This is a genomic window from Actinocrispum wychmicini (genome assembly GCF_004345645.1).
GTDB lineage: Bacteria > Actinomycetota > Actinomycetes > Mycobacteriales > Pseudonocardiaceae > Kibdelosporangium > Kibdelosporangium wychmicini.
Genome location: NZ_SLWS01000012.1, coordinates 24,346 through 46,128 on the forward strand (window position 1 = coordinate 24,346; position 21,783 = coordinate 46,128).

The following is a 21,783-nucleotide window of genomic DNA, read 5'->3' on the forward strand; positions in this document are numbered from 1 at the left end:
GGACATGTGCGAACTGTCAGGCCGAGTTACCGAACGCGCCGCGACGGCGTGGCTGGTTGTGGCGACATCCGCTGCTCACCAGCGTCGCGGGCGCGCTCGTGTCCGCATTGATCGGTGGCGTCTTCCTGCTCGTGAAGAGTTCCGGTGACGTCGTCCTGATCGGTGTGGACAAAACCCAAGGGAATCCTTTCGTCCCAGGAAACCATGATCCCAGCGTACCGGGCCCTGGGGTGGTGCCGCCACTTCCGGACGTTCCGCCGAGAGACCCGAACAACAGGCAGCGAATCCCGGGCGGCGAACCCGGCGGGCACGGCCGCAGCGGCGACGGCGTTTCGTGCGACGTCTCCGCGCACTTGAAGTACCTCACCGATCCCGCCCACGCGGCAGCGGCCGCCGCGTGGGCGGGAGTGATCGGGATCCAACCCGCCGACATCCCCGGATACGTCAACAGGCTCACCCCTGTCCGCCTGCGCTTCGACACGCGCGTCACGAACTACGACTACAAGGACGGACACGCCGACGGATTCCAGGCGGCGTTGCAGGCCGGGACGGCGGTGCTGGTCGACGACCAGGGCGTCCCGCGGATGAAATGCAACTGCGGCAACCCGTTGATGGAACCCAACGGGCCGGCCGACAAGGGCAGCGTGGCCGGCTACGCCAAGAACCCGCAGGACGCCTGGGACCGGTTCGACCCGGGACAGGTGGTCACGTTCACCGGAGGCACCCACGTGGACCGGTTCGTCCTGGTGGATCTGGACGACGGCCAGGCGTACCAACGAGGAGTCGGCTCGAACGGACGCGACGCGCCGATCGGCCGCGGCGACCCCGCCTGCGGAATCCTGGCCGTGACAACGAACTGCGGCGGCCCAGGCCCGCAAGCCACCCCCGCGGACGCCGAAGCGTTGGACAAAGCCGTCCGCCGGCTGACCGACGCGGTCCGCAACAAGGACTGCAAAGGCCTGTTCGACCTGATGAGCGCGCGAGCCATCACCCAACTCGGCCTCAACAGCGCCGAAAGCCTCAGCAACTGCCAGCAGTCCTTCCAGGCACTGGAATCCTTCGGCGGCATCACCATCAACGAGATCAAGGTGCTGTCCCAGACCGGCGCCCGCGCCGAGATCTCGATCACGGCGACGATCAGCGGCCAGAGCGTCACCGAGCAGGACCACATGGTCCGCGAGAACGGCAACTGGAAGGTCGACATCGCCGGGTGACCCCGAGTTGAACACCTGTGCGGACCGGGGCATGATCAGCCGGTGGCGTACGACGAGGAACTGGCCGAACGCGTCCGTGAACTGGTCGCCGGCGAGCAGCGGGTCACCGAACAGCGGATGTTCGGCGGACTGGCGTTCATGGTCAACGGGAACATGTCGGTGGCGGCGAGCCGGCAGGGCGGCCTGCTGGTGCGGGTGGACCCGGCCGAGGCCGGCACGTTGATCGACGAGCGGGTCCAGCCGATGGTGATGGGCGGCCGGGAGATGGTCGGCTGGCTCTACGTCGACCCGTCGGTCGTCCGCACCGACGAACAGCTGCGGACGTGGGTCGACCGCGGTGTCGGCTACGCGCGTTCACTGCCCGTCAAGAAGAAGAGGAAACGCTGACGTCAGATGAAGAAGGCGTTGATGCCGTCCACATCGGTGACAAGCGTGTCGATGGCCACGACCTTGTCATTCCGGATGTGGTAAATACTGGCCAGGTGTTCGTCGATCTCTCGGCCGTCGTCGGCCACCGCCTTGTTGTACAGGAACACCATCACCGTGGTCTCGCCGACGAGCATATGTCGCAATTCGATTCTCGGCAGGCGCACCCCGGCCGCGGCGACCCGCTTGACCCGCTCGACGACCGCGTCCTTACCTTGGACGGTCCCTGATATCCGGCTGGTGCCGGGCATCGTCCACACGATGTCGTCGGTGATGAGGGCTCGAACCGTCGGCCAGTCCTGGCCGATCATGCTGTAGAAGAAGTTCCGGCCGATTTCGAGCAGATCTTCGGACATGCCTGTACCTCGTTTCGCCGAACAGTCTGATGAATGGTAACGAGACGCCGTTCTGGATACCCACTCAAGTATGTGGCGGCGGCGACATGACCGTCTGCTCCGAACGTGCTTCACCCCGCGGGAACTGGACCGCACGTGCCCATGTACGGATGTGGACAATTAATGGATGAAACGTAGCCCTAGGCCATGACCTCCTGCCGCAGTGCCACGAACAAACCGTCGGCGAGTTCCTGTTCATGGGCGGCACGGTCGGGGTCGCCGCATCGGCGAGCCACGGTCGCCCACGCCGAACGCACCCGCGCCTCCAGGTACGGCGAGCCCGTGGCGTTCGCAAGGGACAGCGCCTCCCGCACGCTGGCCGTCGCCACGCTCGTTTCGCCAAGCTCGGCCGCCGCCATTCCGTGTACGCGCAACGCATCGGTCCGCGCTATCGCGTGCTCGATGTCCTGTGCTCGACCGGCCGCCTCCGCTGCCGTGCGAGTGGCGGCATCCGGGTCACCGGCGGCGAGCTGGGCCTGGGCCAGGAACGGCAGCGAGTCGGTCACCTGCCACTCGTGCAGTCCGGGACGGTCAAGCAACGGCAGCAGACGCGCCGCGCCCTCATCCGGACGCCCCAGGCGCACATCGGTCTCCGCCAGTTGCGCGCTGGCGTTGCGCACCAGGTCGATGTTGTCGCTGTCGACGCCGAGCCGGACCACGGTGAGCAGGTCGGCTCGGGCCTCGTCGTGACGTCCACACGCGCTCAGCAACGACCCACGGCCGATCAACGCCATTGAGGCGCACATCGGTGAACTGTCCGCGCCGGCCAGGTCCAGCGCCTGTTCGAACCGGCGCAGCGCGAGCCGCCAATGTCCTAAGTAGACAGCGCTCGCGCCGACGTTGCACACCGCGCGGCTGAGCACCTCGCGGTCCCCCAGTTCCTCGGCGAGCTGCAGGATGCGCGTGAACTGGCGGTCCGCGCGGCTCAGCTCGCCCCGATAGTGGTGCAGGACAGCGATTCCGGTGAGGGCGCGGAGCACGGTGTTCCGGTCGCCGCACAGCTCGGCCGTGGACGCGGCGGCGTGCAGGTCGGCCAACGCGACACGGTTGTCGCCGAGCAGTCGGGCAGCAAGCCCACGACGCAGATGCCCGCCCGCGATGCCGCGTTCGTCGCCCGCCGCCGTGGCCGCAGCGATGGCAGCGGTGCACGTTTCGACGGCGTCCTGGTATCGCGTGCTCTGGTACAGGTTCGCCGCACGCGCGAGGTGAAGCTGAACGGCGGCACCGCTTTCCGGCTGGTCAGCGGTCGCGATCCGAGCCAGGCCCTCACGCGGGGTTCCGCGCTGGTAGTGCAGATACCCGATGCGCGCGATGACGAGCCGTTGCCGTTCGTCATCGCCTTCCTTGCGGTACACCAACAACGCCCGTTCCGCGGCGGCGAGGGCAGCGTCGTAACGCCCGGCCGCGGCGAGTTCACCCGCCCATTCCTCGGCTGCTTCGGCGACGGCCGACTGTGGGCCCGCGCGGTCGAGTAGGTCGACGAGATCACCGAGATAACGCGCGGCCGTGTCGTGCGCGGCTTGCCGTGCGGCCTGTTCGGCTGCTCGGCGCAGGGTTTGCGCGGCCCGCTCGGGATCCTGGGCGTGCGTGTAGTGGTAGGCCGCCGCGCCGGCCGGGCGGAGCGCGTCGGCCAGCCTGCGGTGCAGCAGGTGGCGGTGACCGGGGTTGAGATCGGCGTTGATCACCTCGGCCACCAGTTCGTGGGTCAGCCGGACGCCAGCCGAGGTCTCGTCGAGCAACCGGGCCGCGTGCGCTGGGGCGAGCACGTCCGGCAGGTCGTCCGGGTCCAGCCCGGCGGCGGTGGCCAGGGCATCGACGTCCAGGCGGCGTTGGCCGACCGCGAGCAGCGTGAGGACTTCGACGGTCGCGGTGGGCAACGCGCCCAGTTGCTGCCGGACCGCGTGGGTGAGCCCCCACGGCACCGACAGGACGGTGTCGCCGCCGCCCAGCGCGTGTCCGAGTTGGACCAGGAACAGCGGCAGCCCGCCGGCCAACCGCAGCACCCGCTCCCGCACGTCGTCCCGCACGTCCACACCGGCGCTACGGCGCAACAGGGTGGCGGCGTCCGGCTCGGCGAGTGGGCTCAACGGGCGGTGCGTGACCAAGTGCAGGCGGGCCAGGTCAAGGACGGTCTCGGCGACCGGACCGGACGGCGGGACCTCGGTGTCGCGGTAGGCCGCCAGGATCCGGACCCGGTCCGGCCGGACCGCCCGGACGAGCGACGCGAGCAACGTCAGGCCGTCCGCGCCGGCCCACTGCAAGTCGTCCAGCACCAGCAGAACCCCGTGCCGTGCGGCGAGCGAACCGACAAACCGGGCAGCCGCGCCGAACATCAGCCGTCGAGTCCGGGACGGGCCGGGCGCCAGCTCGCCGCCCACCTCCGGCAGCAGCCGTTCGAGACCGGCGCAGTCGTTGAGGTGACGACGAAGAGCGAGCGGGGACGCGCCGCGCACATAACCAGCGAGCGCGTCCACGACCGGGGCGTAGGGCTCGCCGCCGAACCGTTGGCACGCCCCGGAAAGGACGGTCATCCGGCGGGCTTGCGCGAGCCGCGCGGCCTCGGCCAGCAGCCGGGTCTTGCCGATGCCGGTCTGCCCGGTCAACAGCAGCATCGGGCTGTCCGAAGCGCCGAGGTGTGCCTCGATCAGCGCGCGTTCCTCGCCCCTGCCGACCAAGTGCGGACCGGGAACGACGGACGGTTCGCCCGCGTCTGAGTCTTGGTGCGCGCGCCGGGACGCGGCCACCAGCTCGTCACGGTCCGGCTCGGCCAGCGCCAGACCGTCCACGAGCAGCTGCACGGTGAACCGGCGGGGCCGCCGCACCCCCCGTTCCAGGTTCCCGATGCCGCGCGCGCTCAGGCCGGCCCGTTCGGCCAGCTCCTCCTGGGTGAGGCCGGCGGCGCGGCGCAGCCTGGTCAGGACCGTGCCGAAACTCTGCGGCCCCGCGTCGGACACTGGCACCCCCACATCGTCACCTGCGCCCGACTGTCCGACATCCGTCGATCGTCGGGTCCAGAGCGGTTGTTCGGGTGGAACGAAGACCGGTTGTGCCGGTTGTTCCTGGCCGCGCGAGCTCGTCGAATCCACTGTGGGACGCCTGCCTTCCACCCGGGACGCGAACGGGTGGCCGGCACCGCCGCGGGTCGGGCCCCGCAGGGTCGCGGCGGTCTCCCTGCTGCCGGGGCCCATTCACGGAAGGACCAACACCATGCGTGTTGCGTTAGGACTCGTCGCGCTCGGCCTTGGGCTGGGCGTGAGCCTGGCCCCGGCCGCGGCGGCGAGCGGCCCCCAGCTGGTGCCGGCGTCGTGTGCCACCGCGCCGGCCGGCAAGGCGAAATGCCAGGCGATGCAGCTGGTCCTGCCCGCCGGCGCCCGGCCAGCGGCCGCCATGAGCCCGACCGACCTGCAGAAGGCGTACGGGGTCACGGGCCGCAAGAGCGGCGGGACCACCGTCGCGATCGTGGACGCGTTCAACGACCCGCACATCGAACGGGACCTCGGCGACTTCCGGTCGCACTGGAGCCTGCCGGCGTGCACGAAGGCCAACGGCTGCCTGACGGTCGTCGGCCAGGACGGCACCAGCACCCTGCCGACCGGCACGGACTCCGGCTGGGCCACCGAGATGGCGATCGACGTGGACGCGGTCAGCGCGGTGTGCCCAGACTGCAAGATCCTGCTCGTCGAAGGGAACACCAACGACGACAACGACCTGGCCGCCGCGGTCGACAGCGCGGTCCGGCTGGGCGCGAAGATCGTCTCCAACAGCTACACCGACCACGAGAACGCCATCCCGTCCGGCGCGGACACGCACTACAACCACCCCGGCGTGGCGGTGCTGGCCGCGACCGGTGACAACGGCAGCGAGAGCGGCGCCCAGGCCGAGTTCCCGGCCAGCTCACCCGAGGTGGTCGCGGTCGGCGGCACCACGCTCACCGCGTCCAGCGGCGGGCGCGGCTTCACCGAGACCGTCTGGAACGGCACCGGCAGCGGCTGCTCCAGCCTGTTCGCCAAGCCCGCGTACCAGAACGTGACCACGACCTGCGCCAAGCGGGCCACGTCCGACATCTCGGCGGACGCCGACCCGAACACCGGCATCACCATCTTCGTCAACGGCGCCACGTCCCAGTTCGGCGGCACCAGCCTGGCCACCCCGATCGTCGCGGGCATCTGGGCACTGGCCGGGACGCCGAACTCCGGCGACAACCCCGCCTCCTACCCGTACGCGCACCCGGGCAACTTCTTCGACGTCACCTCGGGCAGCAACGGCAGCTGCGGCACGGTCATCTGCAACGCCGGCCAGGGCTGGGACGGCCCGACCGGGCTCGGCACCCCGAACGGCACCGCCGGTCTCACCCCCGGTGGCAACAGCGGCACCGTGACCGTCACCAACCCGGGTGACCAGACCTCCACCGTCGGCCAGCCGGTGAACCTGCAGATCACCGCGACCGGCGGCACCACGCCGTACAGCTTCGCGGCGCAGGGCCTGCCGGCCGGGCTGAGCATCGACAGCAAGACCGGCAAGATCACCGGGTCGCCGACGACGGCAGGCACCAGTCAGGTGACCGTCACGGTGACGGACGCGACCGGCGCGACCTCGCAGGCACAGTTCCGCTGGACGGTGACCGCGCCGGGGAGCACCCTGAACGCGACCTTCACCACCGACTTCCTGTTCAGCACCGGCGCGTTCGCGCACTTCACCATCACCAACACCGGGTCGAGCGGGGTGTCCGGCTGGCAGCTGGCGTTCGACATCCCGGCGTCCGAGTCGCTGGCGCTCACCAACCCCGGCACCGCCAACGGCCGGACCGGGCACGTCGTGATCACCGGCCAGAACGCCATCCCGGCGGGCGGTTCGCTCACCGTCAACCAGTTCTACCAGGTGGCGAGCGGCACGTTCACGGCACCGGCCAACGTGGTCGTGACCGCTCGGTAGAGCGCGCGGTCGGCAGGAAGTGGGGGCATCGGGTGAACCCGGTGCCCCCATGACCGGATCATGGTCACTGGGCCGGTCCGTCCCGCTACAGTCGGTGTCGGGGGACGGCAACCAGCCCGGAGGCGCCGACTTGACCAGCCAGTTCAGCACGCAGCTGCGGCGGCTGCGGCTCAGGGCCGAGATGACGCAGGAGAGTTTGTCCGAACGGTCCGGTGTGTCCGTCCGGACCATCCGTGGGTTCGAGACAGGCGAGCGCACCGACCCACGGATGAGCACGGTCCGGATGCTGGCCGACGCGTTGGAGCTGGCGCCCGGCGAACGGGACGACCTGTTGGCCGCGATCACCGGGCAGGCCCTGCCGGACCTCGTCGACCAGCCGAGACCGGTGCCGCGAGACGCCTTGGATGACACCGCCGAGCAGCTCGCGGAGGCGGTCCGGGCGCACTGGCAGCGCGAGGAGGAGTTGCGCAAGATCCAGGACCCGTTTCCGCTGCCGGTGCGTTGGCGGCCGGCCGCCGAGCACCTGACCGACCACTGGGAGAACATCTGCCGCGCACCGGCCGGGGGCGTGTCCGGGTCGCTGGACCTGACCGGCCGGTTGGACGAGATCGCCGCCGTCTACCAGCGGATCCCGTCCGGGCGGCTGCTCGTACTCGGCCGGGCCGGATCCGGCAAGACGGTACTGACCCTGCGGTTCGTCCTGGACTCGCTCAAGACCCGCGGTCCCGGGGACGCCGTGCCGGTGATCTTCAGCCTCGGCTCGTGGAACCCGGCCACCGTCACCCTGCGGGACTGGCTGACCAGGCAGCTGACCCGGGACTACCCCGGGCTGGCCGCGCCCGGCCCCGGCGGCTCGACGCTCGCCGCCGCGTTGGTCGGCACCGGCCGCATCCTGCCTGTGCTGGACGGGTTCGACGAGATCGCTGCCGGGCTGCACCGGGCCGCGGTGAACGCGCTGAACGCGAGCCCAATGCCGCTGATCCTGACGAGTCGCCCGGACGAGTACGCGGCCGTGGCGGCCACCGACGTGCTGACCGCCGCGGCCGGCGTCGAACTGGCCGCCATCACCCGCGCCGACCTGGTCGACTACCTGCCCCGGACGACCCGCAGGTCGACGTCCGACGGCACGGTCTGGGACCCCGTGCTGGCCGAGCTGCGCGACCGCCCGGACAGCCTGGCCAGCGTCAACCTCGCCACGGTCCTGACCACTCCCCTGATGGTCGCGCTGGCCCGCGCGATCTACAGCGACGTCCCCGGCCGTGACCCGGCCGTGCTACTGGAGTTCAGCACCCCCGAGGCGATCGAGGACCACCTGCTGGGCACGTTCATCCCCACGATGTACCGGCACCAACCGGACCGCCGCGGCTGGGATCCACACCGGGCGCACCGCTGGCTGCGTTATCTCGCCGTGCACCTGCACGGCCTCGGCAAACCCGACCTGGCCTGGTGGGAGCTGGGCAGCACGATGCCGCGCTCGTCCCGGACACTGCTCGTCGGGATCGTGACCGGGCTGCTGGTCGGTTTGATCGACTGGTTCGCGGTCGCGTTCCGGGACGCGCACGTCGCCGGGCTGGCGAACAGCCTCGTCTTCGGCGTTGTCGACGGGTTCGCCGTGGCGCTCGCGCTCGGATGCACGTTCGCGATCGCGCACCGCGTGATGAGCAATCTTCGCGGCCCGGCGTTCGAACCGTCCCGGGTACGACTACGTGTGCGCAGGCCGCGGCCGCCGTTGGTCTCGCAGATCGGACTCGCGTTCGTCGGCGGATTCATGTTCGGCCTCGCGTACACGGCAGTGGTCGGGCTGATCAACTGGTTCGTGTTCGCCTCACCGCGCTGGCTGGAGTACGCGCTGGTCACCGGGCTGGCGACCGGGCTGGTGTTCGGTGTCGCGGTCGGCCTGGTGTTCGGGCTGATGGCCGGGCTCGAAGCCCCGCTCGACGTGGCGACCGCCGCCAGCCCGGCCGGCCTGCTCCGCGGCAACCGGCGGACCGTCGTCGGCCAACTCCTCGCGTTCGGGCTCGTGTTCGGGCTGGTGGCCGCGCTCGCGAACAGCCTGGCCATGGGGCTCGCGGTCGGGCTGACCGCGATCCCGCTGTGGTGGGGCATGGTCGTCGGGCTCATGGGCGGCCTCGCGTACGGGCTCGGTTTGACCGCGTGGGGCCAGTGGGTGCTGTTCGCGCGGATCTGGCTGCCGCTGACCGGACGGCTGCCATGGGCGGTGGTCGCGTTCCTGGACGACGCCTGCCGGCGAGGTGTCCTGCGCCAAGCCGGCCCCGTGTACCAGTTCCGGCACGCCCGGCTGCAGAACCACCTGACGCACCTGAGTTAGCAGGTCACGGCCGCACCGGACACAAACTGCCGGTCGGTGTCCTGGCTGCCGGCGCCCGCCCGACGCCACGCTCGTCGACGTCAGGAGGGAGCTGCCGTTGCCGGGCGTGTTGGGGTTCGCCATCGGTGCCGTGGTCGCCGCGTCCGCCAGCATGTACCCGGAAGCCGAAGCGGTTCGCGTGGTGGAACGCTTCGACCCGACCGATCCGGCCGGCACCCGGCCCGACGAAGTCCATTTCGGACTGATTGAGCTGGGTCTGCTGGCCACCCACGCCGGTGTGCGTGTCCCGTATCCGTTGCGCGCGCCGTCGTTCGAGCCAGCCGCGGCCGGGTCGATGCTGCGGGCGCGCGGCCTGGCGGACGACTCCGGCCCGGTCGGCGCGGCGGCCGAACTCGCCACCGCCCTCCGCAACCACCGAAGCGCGGTGGACCTCGTGCTGATCGACCCCCAAGGCACGGTCGGCGCGGTAGCGCTGCCGCACAACACGTCGGCTTTGATCTGCTCCCAACGCCTTGGCAACGGCCGAACAGGCTCGGTACGGGTCCGGCGCGTCACTGACGCGTCGCTCACCCGCGAGTTGCTCGGCATCGTGCCTGCCGTCCCAGCGGCCGTCTCGATGCCGATCGCGCTGCCGCCAAGCGTGGTGGAGTCGGCCGACGACACCCCGGACGAGCGCCGGCTGCGCGCCGCCGTACGGGAAAGCGGCGGCGATCCCGACGTGCTCGACCGACTCGCCGAGCTGCTGCCGACCGTCACCGGCCGCGGCCAGTTGGGCGCGACCGGCCACACCGGGGTCCGTACCGAGCTGTCCTGGTTGGACGGTCCACGTGGCCGGCTCCGGGTGGACCGGGTCGACGGCTGGGTGAGCGTGAACCCGTTGCGGCGAACCGACCTGCTGTGCACGCTCGCCGGCCTGGCCGCAGCCGTCGGCGACGGTCAACCAACCTGGTAGGGCCGTAACGGTCAGGTGGCCTCAAGATCGACCGGGGCCCGCTCGCTCGGAGCGGTGGGCTGCGGGACGGTGGGGGTCTTCGCGGTGGTGTCGTCGAACAAGTAGTTGGTGACCGCCGAGCGCGGGTTGAACGAGCGGAGGGCGGCCAGGTCCTGCAACGGGCGGCGCAGCTCGTCGAACTCAGGCCCCATCTCCGACTTCAGTTGGTCCCGTGTGGTGGTGGCGTACTCGCGGACCTTCCGGATCGTGCGGCCGATGGTGCGGGCCGCGCCGGGCAGCCGGTCCGGGCCGAGGATGAACAGCGCGGCCAAGAGCAGGATCAGCATGTGTTCCAGGCTCAGGTTGACCATGTCCACCCCGTCCACGCGGTCCGACGAACCCCTGCCCCCACGATAGGCCCTTCGTCAGTCCGCCGGCAGCCGCAGCCGCCAGTCCAACGGCGCCACCCGGATACGTTTGCGCACTGAGCCGTCCCACGTCACGGACAAAATGACCGGCGCGGCCAAGCCGGGGCTGGCGTTGGCGTGGTCAAGCGGGCAACCCCTTACTCCATCCGATGGATGTTCAGCCGACTGGGCCGGTCGCCAATCGGACCGTGGCGGTGTGCTGTTGCTCCACGCGGTCGACCCAGGTCACCTGGACGGTGTCCCCGGGATGGTGCTGGTCCAGTAGGTGGGTGAGGGTGGTGGCCGAGTCGATGGCTGTGTCGCCGATCGACGTGATCACGTCGCCGGCGGCCAGCCCGGCCTGCGCGGCGGGGCCGCCCGCGACGACCTCGCTCACCGTCGCTCCGGTGGAGCCGCCGACGGACACCCCGATGATCGCGGTCTCTCCGATGTGGACGGTCGCGGACCCGGCGCCGGACTGGATCTGTCGGGCGATGGCCACTGCCTGGTTGATCGGGATGGCGTACCCCTGGGTGGCGGTGACCTGGCCACCGCCCCGCCGGCCCAGCCGGTAGCCGGCCGACGCCGCGGTGTCGACCCCGATCACCTGGCCGGAGCCGTCCGCGAGGGCGCCGCCCGAGTCGCCGCCCTGGATGTTCGCGTTGACCTGGATCAGCCCGGAGAGCTGCTCGGTGCTGCCACCGGACTCGTCGGACGCGGTGATCGACTGGTTCAACGCGGTCACCGTGCCCGGGGCGAGGCTCGGCGCGCCGCCGACCCCACCGGCGTTGCCGATGCCGACGATCGCGTCGCCGACCGCGACCTTGTCCGAGTCACCGAGCGGCGCGGTGGCCAGGCCGGCCGCGTTCTTCAACTTCAGCACGGCGATGTCCTCGCCTCGGGCGTAGCCGACCACGCTGGCCTGGTACGTCCGTCCGTTGCCGATGTCGGTGACCTGGATCCGGGTCGCGCCCGCGACCACGTGGTTGTTGGTGAGCACCTCGCCGTCCGCGGTGAGCACGATCCCGGTGCCCGCCGCCTGGCCGCCCCGGAAGCCGAGTTCGGTGTTGACGTCCACCAGGCCGGGCGCGACCTTGGCGCCGACCGCCTGCGAGTCGATGTCCGCCGACGACTGCCCTCGGTCAGGCGAGAAGTACGAGATCTCCGGCGTTCTAGTCGACCGGTGGCCGATGCTCCAGCCCGCGACGCCGATCGCCGCGAGCACGATCAGGCCGAACACGCTGAGCAGCACGGCCAGCCCCGACTGGCGGCGGCGCGGCGGCGGCCACTGCGGCGGCGGATACGGGTACGGGGGCGGCATCGGCGGAGGCGGCCAGGGTTCTTGCCGCGGGTCGAACGTCGGGTCGTACTCCGGCATGTCCGGCCTCCTTCGCACCACCCTCCAGTAGACCCTTCGTTACCTGAGAGTACGGCCAGAACAGCCGATGAACAGGATGAGAAGTGCCCGGAATACCATGCCGGGGTGACCGGGGCAGACCAGCCGAGCCTGTCGGACGCCGAGTTACGCGCGTGGGCCCCGAAACCCGCGCCCGGCGCCGCCGAGGTCCGGCTGCCCGGGTACAGCGGTTTCCAGCTGGTCGCCGAGGGCGGCGAGGGCATGGTGTACCGGGCCAGGCAGGACGGGCTGGACCGGTTCGTGGCCGTCAAGGTGATCAACGTGAACGACCCGGCGCGGGTCGCGCGGTTCCGCCGGGAGCTGGAGATCACGGTCGAACTCGGCCGTCAGCACCCACATATCGTCACGGTCCTGGACACCGGTGTCACGCCGGACGGCCGGCCGTGCATCGTGATGGAGTACTACGAGCTGGGCTCGTTGCATGACCGGCTGCGGGAACACGGGCCGCTGCCGGTGGACGACGTGGTCGCATCCGGTGTCGCCGTGGCCGACGCGCTCGCTTTCGCGCACGGGCAAGGCTTCCTGCACCGGGACGTGAAGCCGCAGAACATCCTGCGCCTGCCGACGTCCTACGTGCTGGCGGACTTCGGGGTGGCGCGGCTGGCCGACGCCGGACAGACCACGTCGTTGCGGATGGTCAGCTACCGGCACGCCGCGCCGCAGATGATCGACGGCGAGCCGCCGTCCGTGGTCGACGACGTCTGGTCGCTCGGGTCGACCCTGTTCACGCTGTTGGCGGGCACGGCGCCGTTCGCGTCGGACAACCCGGACGAGGACACGATGTTGTCGTACCTCGGCCGGCTCCGGTCCGCCGAGCCGCGGCCCCTGCTCCGCCCGGACGTCCCGGCCGATCTGACCGACGTGATCTTCACGTGTTTACGGAAGGAGCGTGCGGACCGGTATCCGGACGCCGCGTCGCTCCGGTCGGCACTCGCGGCGATCCAGTCCGGGACGCACGGTTGGGCTCCGGCGCTGCCCCAAGAGGTCGGCGAGCCGGCCGGCGAGCCGCCGTCGGACGTGACTGAGCGCCTGCCGGACGAGGACACCGTGATCCCGTCCTTCGGGCCGTTGGGTCACGAGGCGCCTGTGGTTTCAGTTTCGCCTGAGCCGCTCACCATGCCGGTGTTCCCGCCGCCGGTCGAACCGCTGGCGCCGAAACGTCGCCGCGGCCGCGCGGTGTTGCTCACCGTGTTGGCGTTGTCGGTTGGCGTGGCCGTCGGTGTCGGCTTGGTCGTCCTCAATAGACCGGACCGCCCGGCTACTCCCCCGCCGCCCACGGTCACTTCATCGTCACCCGCGGGCAACGATCCGGCGTTCGCACCGACGATCACCTCATTGGCGGACAAGGGAACCAACGTCCGGTTGACGTGGTCCGACCCGACCGGCGGCCACGCCCAGTTCGTGGTGATCGACGTGACGGCCGCGAAGCCACAGCCGCTGGGCACGGTCGCCGCCGGCACCACTTCGTATACTGTAGACGGTCTGGACAGCGCGAAGCAGTACTGTTTCCAGGTGCTCGCCATCGGGTTGGCCGATCCGAGCACACAACGCGGCGCGTCCCCGAAGTCCTGCACGACCCGTTAGGTCAGCGGCGCCACAGCGGACGTGGGTCCACGGGCCAGAACATCCTGCGATACCAGGGAATTCTCCGACGCACGCCGGAGCGGACCGTGACCGCGAGCCGCCAGGCGTCCCGGGTGGCCGGCGGCGGCCCGAGTGCGAAGGCCGCCCGATCGGCGAGTTCGGCGAGGCGTGTCGCGGCGGGATCGTCCAGCGCGTGCGCGATGTCCGGCGCCGCGATGTGCCGGGCCGGGGCACGGCCCGCCAGCAGCATGGCGTCCAACACGTACGCCCATGCGCCGGTCGCGCCCGCGCGACGCAGCCGGGACCGTCTCCCGGCTCTTAGCGCGCCGAGCAGGACCAGTGCTGCCGCTGGGACGGCGCCGAGCAGGAGCAGAATCCATCCGCTGCCTGGTTGGGCAGGCGCCGCCTGCACCGGCGGACGGCGACCGGGCGGTGGTGGGCCGGGTGGGGCCGACGACACGGGAGCGGGCGGCATCGCGGCCAGCCGGTTGAGCACGTCTCGGCGGGCCGCCGAGCTCGGGCCGCTTTCGTTGCCGGACACCGGATCGAACGGCACCCATCCCCATCTGTCGAAGTACACCTCGGGCCACGCGGTGGCGTCGCGGCCGTGGACGGTCGCGACGCCGTCCGGTCCTGGCGCCACCGGCCGGAAGCCGACCACGACCCGCGTCGGCAGCCCGACCGCGCGGGCGAGGACCGCGAACGCGGACGCGAATTGTTCAGCCGTGCCGACGTTTGCGCCCGCGCCGGTGCCGAACAAGAACGTCTGGAGCCTGGCGTACGAGGATCCGACAGGCGCGTCCGCGCTGGGACTGCGTCCGTTGCGGACCACTTCTTCGAGCGCCACTGCCTGTTCGAAGGGAGAGCGCGCGTTTGCCACTGTGCGCCGGGCGTATTCAGCGAGGGCGTACGGCAGTTCCGGCAAGGCGAGGTAGCGGCGGGCATCCGAGGGAACGGTGGCGGTGCGCAGGCTGTCGTCGTCCGGTGCGTCCACAGTGGACGTAACATGGTAACGCAGGCCGGGTGCGACACCAGTGGGCAGGATCAGCGACCCGGAGTCCGGGTCGACGACGGCGTCGGTGTCGGTCGCGGTGGTCCGGCCGGCCGTGGGCAGCCATGGGCCGGCCAGCCCGTCGATGGTGATGTCGACGTCAGTGCTCGACGTGCGCGAACCGGTTGGCAGGTCAGGCGGTGGGACCGCGCCGACCGGCCCGTAGAGCGACGCGGCCCGCCACGTGGAGCCGGTGTAGTCGGCGAGCGCGACCAGCCGCAACGGCACCTGCGGGCCACGCACCTGGAACAGGTCGGCGCCGCCTGCCGTCCCCCACACCGCCAGGTGCGGCAGCGGACTGGCGAAAGACAAGTCGGTGACCGGTGGCTTGACGAGTTTCCGCGGCTCAAAGGCATCTGTGGCCGGAAGCGTCCCGATCGCCACCGCGAACCCAGCGATCGCGGCCACCAACGCCACCGACGGCACCAGGTGGACCCGCTTGGCATTCCGAGCCCGGTCAACGACCACCCACCCAACCCCGATGACAACGAGCAACGCGACCGCGACCAACCCACGCCGATCAGCCTCACCAGCGGTCAGCAAGGCAGCAGCCGTATACAAAGCAGCCGCCCCCACCGCGGGAGCCAACAACGACCGTCCCCGAACCGACAACGCAGCCACAAGCGACACAACGACAACAAGCAGAACGCCCGGAGTAAGCAACATGGGTGTGGCCGGCGCGGGGCGAGGCGCGGTGAGTAGCCGCGGAATCGTGCCACTCAACGTGTCCAGAAGGCTCAACTTCTGCCCAGGAGGGCTCCCACTCGCGAAGTACGCGCCGCCCACAGCGAACGTCAGGACACCGAGAACCGTGTACCCAGCCGGAATCCTCAACGCCCGAGCCGACAGCACACACCCGAAGGTGACCACGATCGCGCCGAGGAAAACCACGACCGGAAGAACACCAACCCAAGCCCGGGCAAGCTGAACAGCCCCCACCGCGAGGACAACGAAGGACCACCCGATCCGGAACCCACTCACAAAACCACCGCCAACCCCACGACCTCAAGCGCCCGAACACCCGCGCCCACCCGACCACACCAACCAGTCACAAAGACCACCGACAACCCCACCCGACCGCACCGCCACTCACTCACCTCAGCTTGGCCACCCTCGTTCACCGTGCCACCGCCGTGTCCCAGGCCGCCAACAGGTCTTCCGCCTTCGGTGCGCGCAGCACCAGCACCGAGCCCATCGCCGAGGTCGAGACTTTCGCGGTCGGGTCCACCACCAGCACCACTCCCACCGCTGCCCGGCCCGCGTCGAGCAGGAGGGGCGCCAGGTCCGCGGTCGAGCCGGCGATCGCCGCCACCACGTCGAGGTCCCGGGTGGGCAGGTGGTTGGGTGCGCTCGCCGACCCGCCAAGGGGTTGCAGGTCGGCGAGCGCGGCCAGGAGCGGGTCGGCGGTCGAGCCGCCGATCCCCGGTGCCCCGGCGGGTGCTTCCAGGTCCACGGACCCGGAGGTGGACATGAGCCGCACGGGGTGTCCGGCGGCCATCGCGGCGGTCAGCAGGGAGGCGGCGACCTCCACCGCGTCCTCGAAGGCGACGGGGTCGGGGCGGTCGTCGAGCAGGACGGCCAGGTGGGGACGCGCTGGGTCGGCGTCCTCGCGGACCATCAGGGTTCCGGTGCGTGCGCTCGTTGCCCAGTGCAGTCTTCGGAGGTCGTCGCCGGGCACGTACTCGCGCAGCCCCACCAGGTCTGTGCCGCCGTGCTCGACGCGTTCGTCGGCGCCGACGTGGCCGCGTCGGACACCTGAGGGCAGGCCGCGGACCGGCAGCACCCGGGGTACGACCCGGACGTCGACTGTGTCCGCCAGCACTGCCCGCGAGGTCGCCATGCCAGCGAAACCCTTGCGCCGCAACACAAGGGGGCCGACCCGGGAGATGCCACGGCGTTCGGTGGGAATCCGGTACTCCGCCTCCGCCCGCTCGCCCGGCTCAAGCATCCGGGTGGCCACCGCGACCGGGTGGCCGGCCACCGAGTCGACCGCGTCCACCTGGACCGCGAACCGACGGCTGGTGCAGGTCAGCTCCAGGGTTCCGACGCACATGCCGAGCCGAGGCACGGTCCGCGGCCGCACATCACGCCGGGCGGTCACCGGTATCGGCCGGAGCACCGAGCAGAATCCTGTCACTGCTAGCACAACCAGCGCCGCTCCGAAACCTGTCAGCCCCGGGTACCCGGACCAGATCCCCAACCCGCCCAGCGACACGCCGAGAACGAGCGTGCCCACCCCCCGAAAGGTCAGCCGGGAAGTGACGGCCGCGAGCCCACCCGCGCCCCGGGAAGTCGACCGCGAAGCCACAGCCGCGAGCCCACGCGTACCTCGGGAAGTCGACCGCGACATCACAGCCGCGAGCCCACCCCCACCCCGGGAAGTCCGCCGGGAAGTCACGGTTCCGGCCGGGGCACCGGCACGGTGCTGACGGCGTCCTCGAGCACCTCTGTGCCGGAGACACCGGTGAGCACCGCCTCCCTGGTGAGCACCAGCCGGTGCGCGAGCACCGGCCCGGCCAGGCGCTGGATGTCGCTGGGCACAACGAAATGCCTGCCCTGCGCGGCCGCGTAAACCTGGCCGCAGCGAACGAGCGCGCGCAACCCACGGGTGCTCGCGCCGAGCCGTAGCCTGGCCGCTTCCCGAGTGGCGGCGCCGATTTCGGCCACATAACGCAGGATCGGCTCGGCCACGTGCAAAGTGGACAGCAACTTCCCGTACTGGACAACGATCTGCGGGCTGGTCACGGTCGGCACGAACGCGACGCGTCCGGCGCCGCTGCCCGGTCGCAGCACGTCCAGCTCATGGGACTGCGCGGGGTATCCGATGGACGTCCGCAGCATGAACCGGTCGAGCTGCGCCTCGGGCAGCCGGTACGTGCCGTCCAGGTCGATCGGGTTCTGGGTGCCGACCACCAGGAACGGCTCGCCCACCGGGTGCGCCACCCCGTCGACGGTGACGGTCCGTTCCTCCATCACCTCAAGCAAAGCGGACTGGGTCTTCGCCGCCGCGCGGTTGATCTCGTCGGCCAGCACGACGTTCGCGAACACCGGTCCCGGCCGGAACCGGACCTCGCCGCTGCGCGGGTCGTACACCGAGGTCCCGGTGACGTCCGACGGCAGCAGGTCCGGCGTGAACTGCACGCGCCGGGACTGGCCGCCGAGCGCGCTCGCGACCGCCCGCGCCAACGTCGTCTTCCCGGTGCCCGGCACGTCTTCGAGCAGCACGTGGCCGCCGGCGAACATCGCCACCAGCACCAGGTCGACGATGTCCCGTTTGCCGATCAACGCGGTCTCCACCGCGTCGGCCACCTGCGAGTGCAGCTGCCGGAACGCGGCGATCTCGTGTTCGCCGATCGCCGCGCCGGTCGTCATCGTCATGTCGTCGAGTTTCCCTTGCTACGCCAACGGTCGCGGATGCCGAACAGCGCGGCGGCGGCAAGCAGGCCGAGGCCCGCGTCCGCCGGTCCGACCGGGCTCGGCGCCGGCACGTCGGACCGGAAGCACTGCACCTTGCCGCACATCGGGTCCCGGTCGATCACCCGGACCGAGCGGACCGCGGAGTCCACCGACCGGCTGCCGTCGCGCGCGTGCGCCCGGACGACGAACTGGTTGACGCCGACGTCCACGTCGACATCGACGGACGTCGCCGAGCACGCGATCGAGTACTGGTACGCGAACGTCTTGTTGACCACTTCGCAGGAACCGTTGTGGGTGGCCCAGTCCGACGGCGGTGTCAGCGCCAGCTTCCTGCTGTACGCGCCTGTGTTCGCCACACCAGTGATCACCACCGAGCCGGCGGTCGGCACCGTCGCCGGAGGTGGCGGCGGCGGTGTGGTCGACGATGGCGGAGGCGGCGGCGGTGGCTGCTGCGTCGTCGATGGCGGCGGAGGTGGCTGACTGCTGGACGGCGGAGGCGGTGGAGTGGTCCCCTGCGGCGGCACGGTCCACGAACCGGTTCCGGGCGGGCCGGTTCCGGCGTTGTTGGCCGCGGTCACCGAAACATCGAGACGGCCGGAGGAACAGAAGGAACCGCCGCACGGCACGGTCAGTTGGGCGCTGGTGCCGGTCGTCTGAGTGCTGCGACTGCCACCAGGGAACCCGCCGGAAGCGACGACGCTGTAGCCGGTGACCCGGTTGCCGTTGTCCGCGGCGGCGCCCCAACTGACGGTGAGCGTCAACTCGGCCGTGGTGCGGCCCTGCAAGGCGACCGTGACGCCGGGCGGCGCCGACGGCAACTGGTTCGTCAGCCCCGGCCCCGAACTGGACGGCGGCGGACTCGACGGCCCGGTGGTCGGTTGGGCAACGCTGGTGGTGCCGCCGCCGCTGTCCGGTTGCTGCCGTGGCGGCCGCGGTGGCGGTGGGACGGGCACGGTGGGCGAAGGCGGACGGTCGGGGTTCACCACAGGAAGATCGGGGCTGCGCACGGTGATCTGGCTGGTGTTGCCGTCCGCGTCGACGAGCACACCCTGGTCACCGCCGGGCGTGTTGATGAACAACTGCCCGCCGTCCACGGTCAGCTCGGGGTCGCCGGAGCCGGAGGTGCGCACGTCGGGCCCGGCGCGTTGGCCGGACCGGTCGATCAGGACCACCCGGTTCTCGCCGAGGCACGGCACGTAGACCTTGTCACGGAAGACAACCGGGCGCCCCGGCTTGGCGCAGCCGAGCGCGCCGACGTCCACCTGGATGACCCGGTCCCCGGTGACGATCACCACCGTGGCGGAGTCCGGCACCGCGGCCGGAACCAGCGCGGCCGGGCTGGTCCGCGCGCCCAGCACGTCACCTGGCAGCTGCAGGGTCGTGGTGTTGACGTCCTGTCCGGTGCCTTCCTGGACGACCACGCCACTGCCGAGATCCAGCAGGGTCACGCCATTGTGGTGCGGCACAAGCACTGTGTGCGGTCCGGCGCCGGTGATGCGCCGGCTGGACTGTTCGACGAACCGCGAATCTGGGTCCGACCAGGTGAGCGCGTGCAGGGTGCCATCCTGGTCCACGGCCCACAACACGCCTTTGTCGTCGACCACCGCGTCGGCCAGTGGCCCACCGGCCTGCCACGGCGGGCCGACGTCGACCAGGGTCGTCGGGTCGGCGTTGTGAATGGCCCCAACGGCCCGGTCTACAATGTACACACGGCCGTCGGACACGAGAACCTTGCTGGTGGCGCCCGGTGTGCCGGAGCGCCGGCCGCTGGCCAACAGGGTGGCCAGGTCGATGCTGGTGATCTGACCGGTCCGCCGGTCGAGGACGACCAGCAGGCCGTCCTTCTGGGTGATGTCGAGCTGCGCGTCGCCGCCGCTGACCTGTAATCGGGTCTCCGGCCGGCCGGACCCAGGGTTGACCTGGACGACCTCGCCACGCGGGTTGTCAGGCAGCCAAGTCAGCCCGTCGGTCACGTCGACCGCCGTACGCGCCAGACCGCTGCCGAGCGCAGCACCCGCGAGTAACACCACCCCAAGCGCGGCGGCTCCGAAGCTCGCCGACCCGCGCCTGCCGAAGATCCGCCTTAGCCCCGAAGCAACGTGACGTCGCACAGCACTGGCCCCTCTCCCGACCTCGCGGGGCATCCTACGGGAACATCCGGATCCGATCATCGGAAACGACTATTTCCTCGGCGAGCGGTTTCCGCCGGACGCTGACCGCTAGGACTCGTGCCGGGTCATCCGGATCGACACGTTCGGCCACGGTGGCCGGCGGACCATGGCGATCGTCGAGAAGAACGCGGCCACCAGCCCGATCGACAGTGCCAGCGACGTCACCCGGGTCGTGTCGACCGCGGGCACCCATGTGGCCTTGCCGTCGTGGATCACGAACACCCCGATCGCCCTGGCCGTGCCCCACCGGGTGCCGGCGGCTCGGGCGACCGGGATGACGACGGTCCCGTCCGGCCGTTCGTACGGCTCACCGAACACCTGTCGGGTCACATCTGCGTCCAAAGAGGAATCCAAGTCCCTGATCACACCGCACGATACTCGAACCGACAGCGGTGCCATGCCGTCCGGTGAGATCGACCGGGAGCCCGGACAACGCCGGGCTCCCGGTCTGGGGGAACGGCTCAGGCGAGGCTGAGGCCGTAGGACTGCAGTTCCAGGGTCAACGGGTAGAAGAAGCTGGTCTCGGTGTCGCCGCCGGAGAGGGTGCCGAGGCCGATCTCGCCGTCGTACGCCGGACCGCCCGAGTCACCGTGGTCGGTGTGGGCCGTGGTGCCGAACTCGTGGTCCAGGACGCCGACGTCGAAGTTCACCGACTGGTCGACCGAGGTGACCTCGCCGCCGCCACCACCGGTGGTGGAACCCATCTTCTGGATCTGTTCGCCGACGAACGGGTCGCGGGCGTCGGTGATCGGCTGGCCGGTGTTGATCTCGCCGGGACCGGTGCCGTTCGGGCGGGTCAGCAGGCCGGAGTCGGCGCCGGGGCAGTCGCTCGCCACGACCTCGGCGCCGTCGACGTCGCCGCCGAACCAGGTGCCGCCGAGGTTGGTGCAGTGGCCCGCGGTGAGCAGGTAGGGCTGTCCGTCGCGCACGACGTTGAACCCGAGTGAGCAGCGGCCCTGGTCGTTCTCGATCGCGTCACCACCGGCGATGTGCAATTCCAGCTTGCCGGTCCGGTGTTCGACCCGCACACTGTCGCCGTATTTCGCGGCGGCCTGGGTGACCGTGTCGGTAACCGCCTGGGTGGCCGCCGAGTAGACGGTGACCACGACCTGGTTGTTCCTTGTGTCAATGCCCCAGGCGGTCTGGGGGACATTGTGGACGCCGTCCAGCGCCTTCTTGACGCCGGTCAGGTGGGTGTAGCTGTGTTTCACCTTTCGCGCGGTCAGACCGGCGGCCCGGACGCGTTGCGCGCCCGCGTCGTCAAGGACGTTGACCACGGCTTTTCCGTGTTCCAGGTGGATCCCGCCGAACGCGGCACCCAACCCACCGGCGACCTGGACGGCCTGGCTGAGGGCGGCCCGCTGGGCTCGGGCGGCGATCAACGGATCCGCCGACGCCGTCGGGGCGCACACCCCGGCGACCACAGCCGCGGCGGAAAGCGCGGTGATTACCACATAGTTTTTCCGAACTGTCATACGTGTCCTCGATGATATGCAGGGTCTGGAGCCG

16 protein-coding genes are annotated in these 21,783 nt (G+C 70.8%); 6 read left to right on the plus strand and 10 right to left on the minus strand.

Going from position 1 to position 21,783, the window contains the following annotated elements:
- The first annotated feature begins 56 nt into the window (after positions 1-56).
- On the plus strand, positions 57-1,214 hold the full coding sequence (locus EV192_RS41535) for a DUF6777 domain-containing protein (protein ID WP_132124240.1): 1,158 nt from the start codon (positions 57-59) through the stop codon (positions 1,212-1,214).
- Positions 1,215-1,256: 42 nt separating this feature from the next.
- Entirely contained in the window at positions 1,257-1,601 is a 345-nt protein-coding gene (locus EV192_RS41540; protein WP_132124241.1) for a TfoX/Sxy family protein, read from the plus strand.
- Positions 1,602-1,603: 2 nt separating this feature from the next.
- Here the strand turns inward: EV192_RS41540 and EV192_RS41545 are convergent, their stop codons facing one another.
- Both EV192_RS41545 and EV192_RS41550 read right to left on the minus strand, forming a co-directional pair.
- Entirely contained in the window at positions 1,604-1,996 is a 393-nt protein-coding gene (locus tag EV192_RS41545; protein WP_132124242.1) for a nuclear transport factor 2 family protein, read from the minus strand.
- A gap of 179 nt (positions 1,997-2,175) precedes the next feature.
- Positions 2,176-4,995, minus strand: a complete 2,820-nt coding sequence (locus EV192_RS41550) for an ATP-binding protein (protein WP_165960901.1) — start codon at positions 4,993-4,995, stop codon at positions 2,176-2,178.
- Positions 4,996-5,242: 247 nt separating this feature from the next.
- Between EV192_RS41550 and EV192_RS41555 the strand changes: the two genes are divergently transcribed.
- The 3 genes from EV192_RS41555 (at position 5,243) to EV192_RS41565 (ending at position 10,248) form a co-directional block, all read left to right on the plus strand.
- Positions 5,243-6,967: a putative Ig domain-containing protein gene (locus tag EV192_RS41555; protein ID WP_132124244.1), complete on the plus strand. Its 1,725-nt coding sequence runs from the start codon at positions 5,243-5,245 to the stop codon at positions 6,965-6,967.
- Between the two features lie 49 nt (positions 6,968-7,016).
- The gene (locus EV192_RS41560) at positions 7,017-9,296 is read left to right on the plus strand and encodes a helix-turn-helix domain-containing protein (RefSeq protein WP_132124245.1); all 2,280 of its coding nucleotides are present in this window, start codon (positions 7,017-7,019) and stop codon (positions 9,294-9,296) included.
- A 106-nt stretch (positions 9,297-9,402) separates the two neighbouring features.
- Positions 9,403-10,248 (plus strand): ESX secretion-associated protein EspG, encoded by an 846-nt coding sequence (locus EV192_RS41565; protein WP_341770986.1) that lies wholly within the window; start codon positions 9,403-9,405, stop codon positions 10,246-10,248.
- An 11-nt stretch (positions 10,249-10,259) separates the two neighbouring features.
- On the opposite strand, the gene EV192_RS41570 is transcribed toward EV192_RS41565, so the two are convergent.
- Complete coding sequence (locus tag EV192_RS41570) at positions 10,260-10,598, minus strand: twin-arginine translocase TatA/TatE family subunit (RefSeq protein ID WP_132124555.1); 339 nt, start codon at positions 10,596-10,598, stop codon at positions 10,260-10,262.
- Between the two features lie 214 nt (positions 10,599-10,812).
- A complete protein-coding gene (locus EV192_RS41575) occupies positions 10,813-12,012 on the minus strand; it encodes a S1C family serine protease (protein WP_132124246.1) in 1,200 nt (399 codons plus the stop codon).
- Between the two features lie 105 nt (positions 12,013-12,117).
- Here EV192_RS41575 and EV192_RS41580 point away from each other — a divergent pair, with 105 nt between their 5' ends.
- A complete protein-coding gene (locus EV192_RS41580; protein WP_132124247.1) occupies positions 12,118-13,635 on the plus strand; it encodes a protein kinase domain-containing protein in 1,518 nt (505 codons plus the stop codon).
- A gap of 1 nt (position 13,636) precedes the next feature.
- Here EV192_RS41580 and EV192_RS41585 read toward each other — a convergent pair whose 3' ends face one another.
- From EV192_RS41585 to EV192_RS41625, 6 genes are all read right to left on the minus strand, one after another.
- Positions 13,637-15,667 carry a transglutaminase TgpA family protein gene (locus tag EV192_RS41585; protein ID WP_341770981.1) on the minus strand — a complete coding sequence of 677 codons (2,031 nt, stop codon included), beginning with the start codon at positions 15,665-15,667 and terminating at the stop codon, positions 13,637-13,639.
- A 136-nt stretch (positions 15,668-15,803) separates the two neighbouring features.
- Positions 15,804-16,922, minus strand: coding sequence for a DUF58 domain-containing protein (locus tag EV192_RS41590; RefSeq protein WP_243727403.1), 1,119 nt, complete (start codon positions 16,920-16,922; stop codon positions 15,804-15,806).
- 158 nt (positions 16,923-17,080) lie between these two features.
- Positions 17,081-18,064, minus strand: a complete 984-nt coding sequence (locus EV192_RS41595; RefSeq protein WP_207926626.1) for an AAA family ATPase — start codon at positions 18,062-18,064, stop codon at positions 17,081-17,083.
- Entirely contained in the window at positions 18,061-20,214 is a 2,154-nt protein-coding gene (locus EV192_RS54330; RefSeq protein ID WP_165960902.1) for a fibronectin type III domain-containing protein, read from the minus strand. The genes EV192_RS41595 and EV192_RS54330 overlap by 4 nt, the downstream gene beginning before the upstream one ends.
- 108 nt (positions 20,215-20,322) lie before the next feature.
- A complete protein-coding gene (locus EV192_RS41620; RefSeq protein WP_243727404.1) occupies positions 20,323-20,604 on the minus strand; it encodes a hypothetical protein in 282 nt (93 codons plus the stop codon).
- 131 nt (positions 20,605-20,735) lie between these two features.
- Positions 20,736-21,749 carry a S1 family peptidase gene (locus EV192_RS41625; protein ID WP_132124255.1) on the minus strand — a complete coding sequence of 338 codons (1,014 nt, stop codon included), beginning with the start codon at positions 21,747-21,749 and terminating at the stop codon, positions 20,736-20,738.
- Positions 21,750-21,783: the final 34 nt, after the last annotated feature.

Coding starts and splice junctions, on each gene's coding strand:
- EV192_RS41555 (WP_132124244.1), top strand. CDS start 5,243: ATGCGTGTTGCGTTAGGACTCGTCGCGCTCGGCCTTGGGCTGGGCGTG.
- EV192_RS41545 (WP_132124242.1), bottom strand. CDS start 1,996: ATGTCCGAAGATCTGCTCGAAATCGGCCGGAACTTCTTCTACAGCATG.
- EV192_RS41595 (WP_207926626.1), bottom strand. CDS start 18,064: ATGACGATGACGACCGGCGCGGCGATCGGCGAACACGAGATCGCCGCG.
- EV192_RS41560 (WP_132124245.1), top strand. CDS start 7,017: ATGACCGGATCATGGTCACTGGGCCGGTCCGTCCCGCTACAGTCGGTG.
- EV192_RS41575 (WP_132124246.1), bottom strand. CDS start 12,012: ATGCCGGAGTACGACCCGACGTTCGACCCGCGGCAAGAACCCTGGCCG.
- EV192_RS41570 (WP_132124555.1), bottom strand. CDS start 10,598: ATGGTCAACCTGAGCCTGGAACACATGCTGATCCTGCTCTTGGCCGCG.
- EV192_RS41625 (WP_132124255.1), bottom strand. CDS start 21,749: ATGACAGTTCGGAAAAACTATGTGGTAATCACCGCGCTTTCCGCCGCG.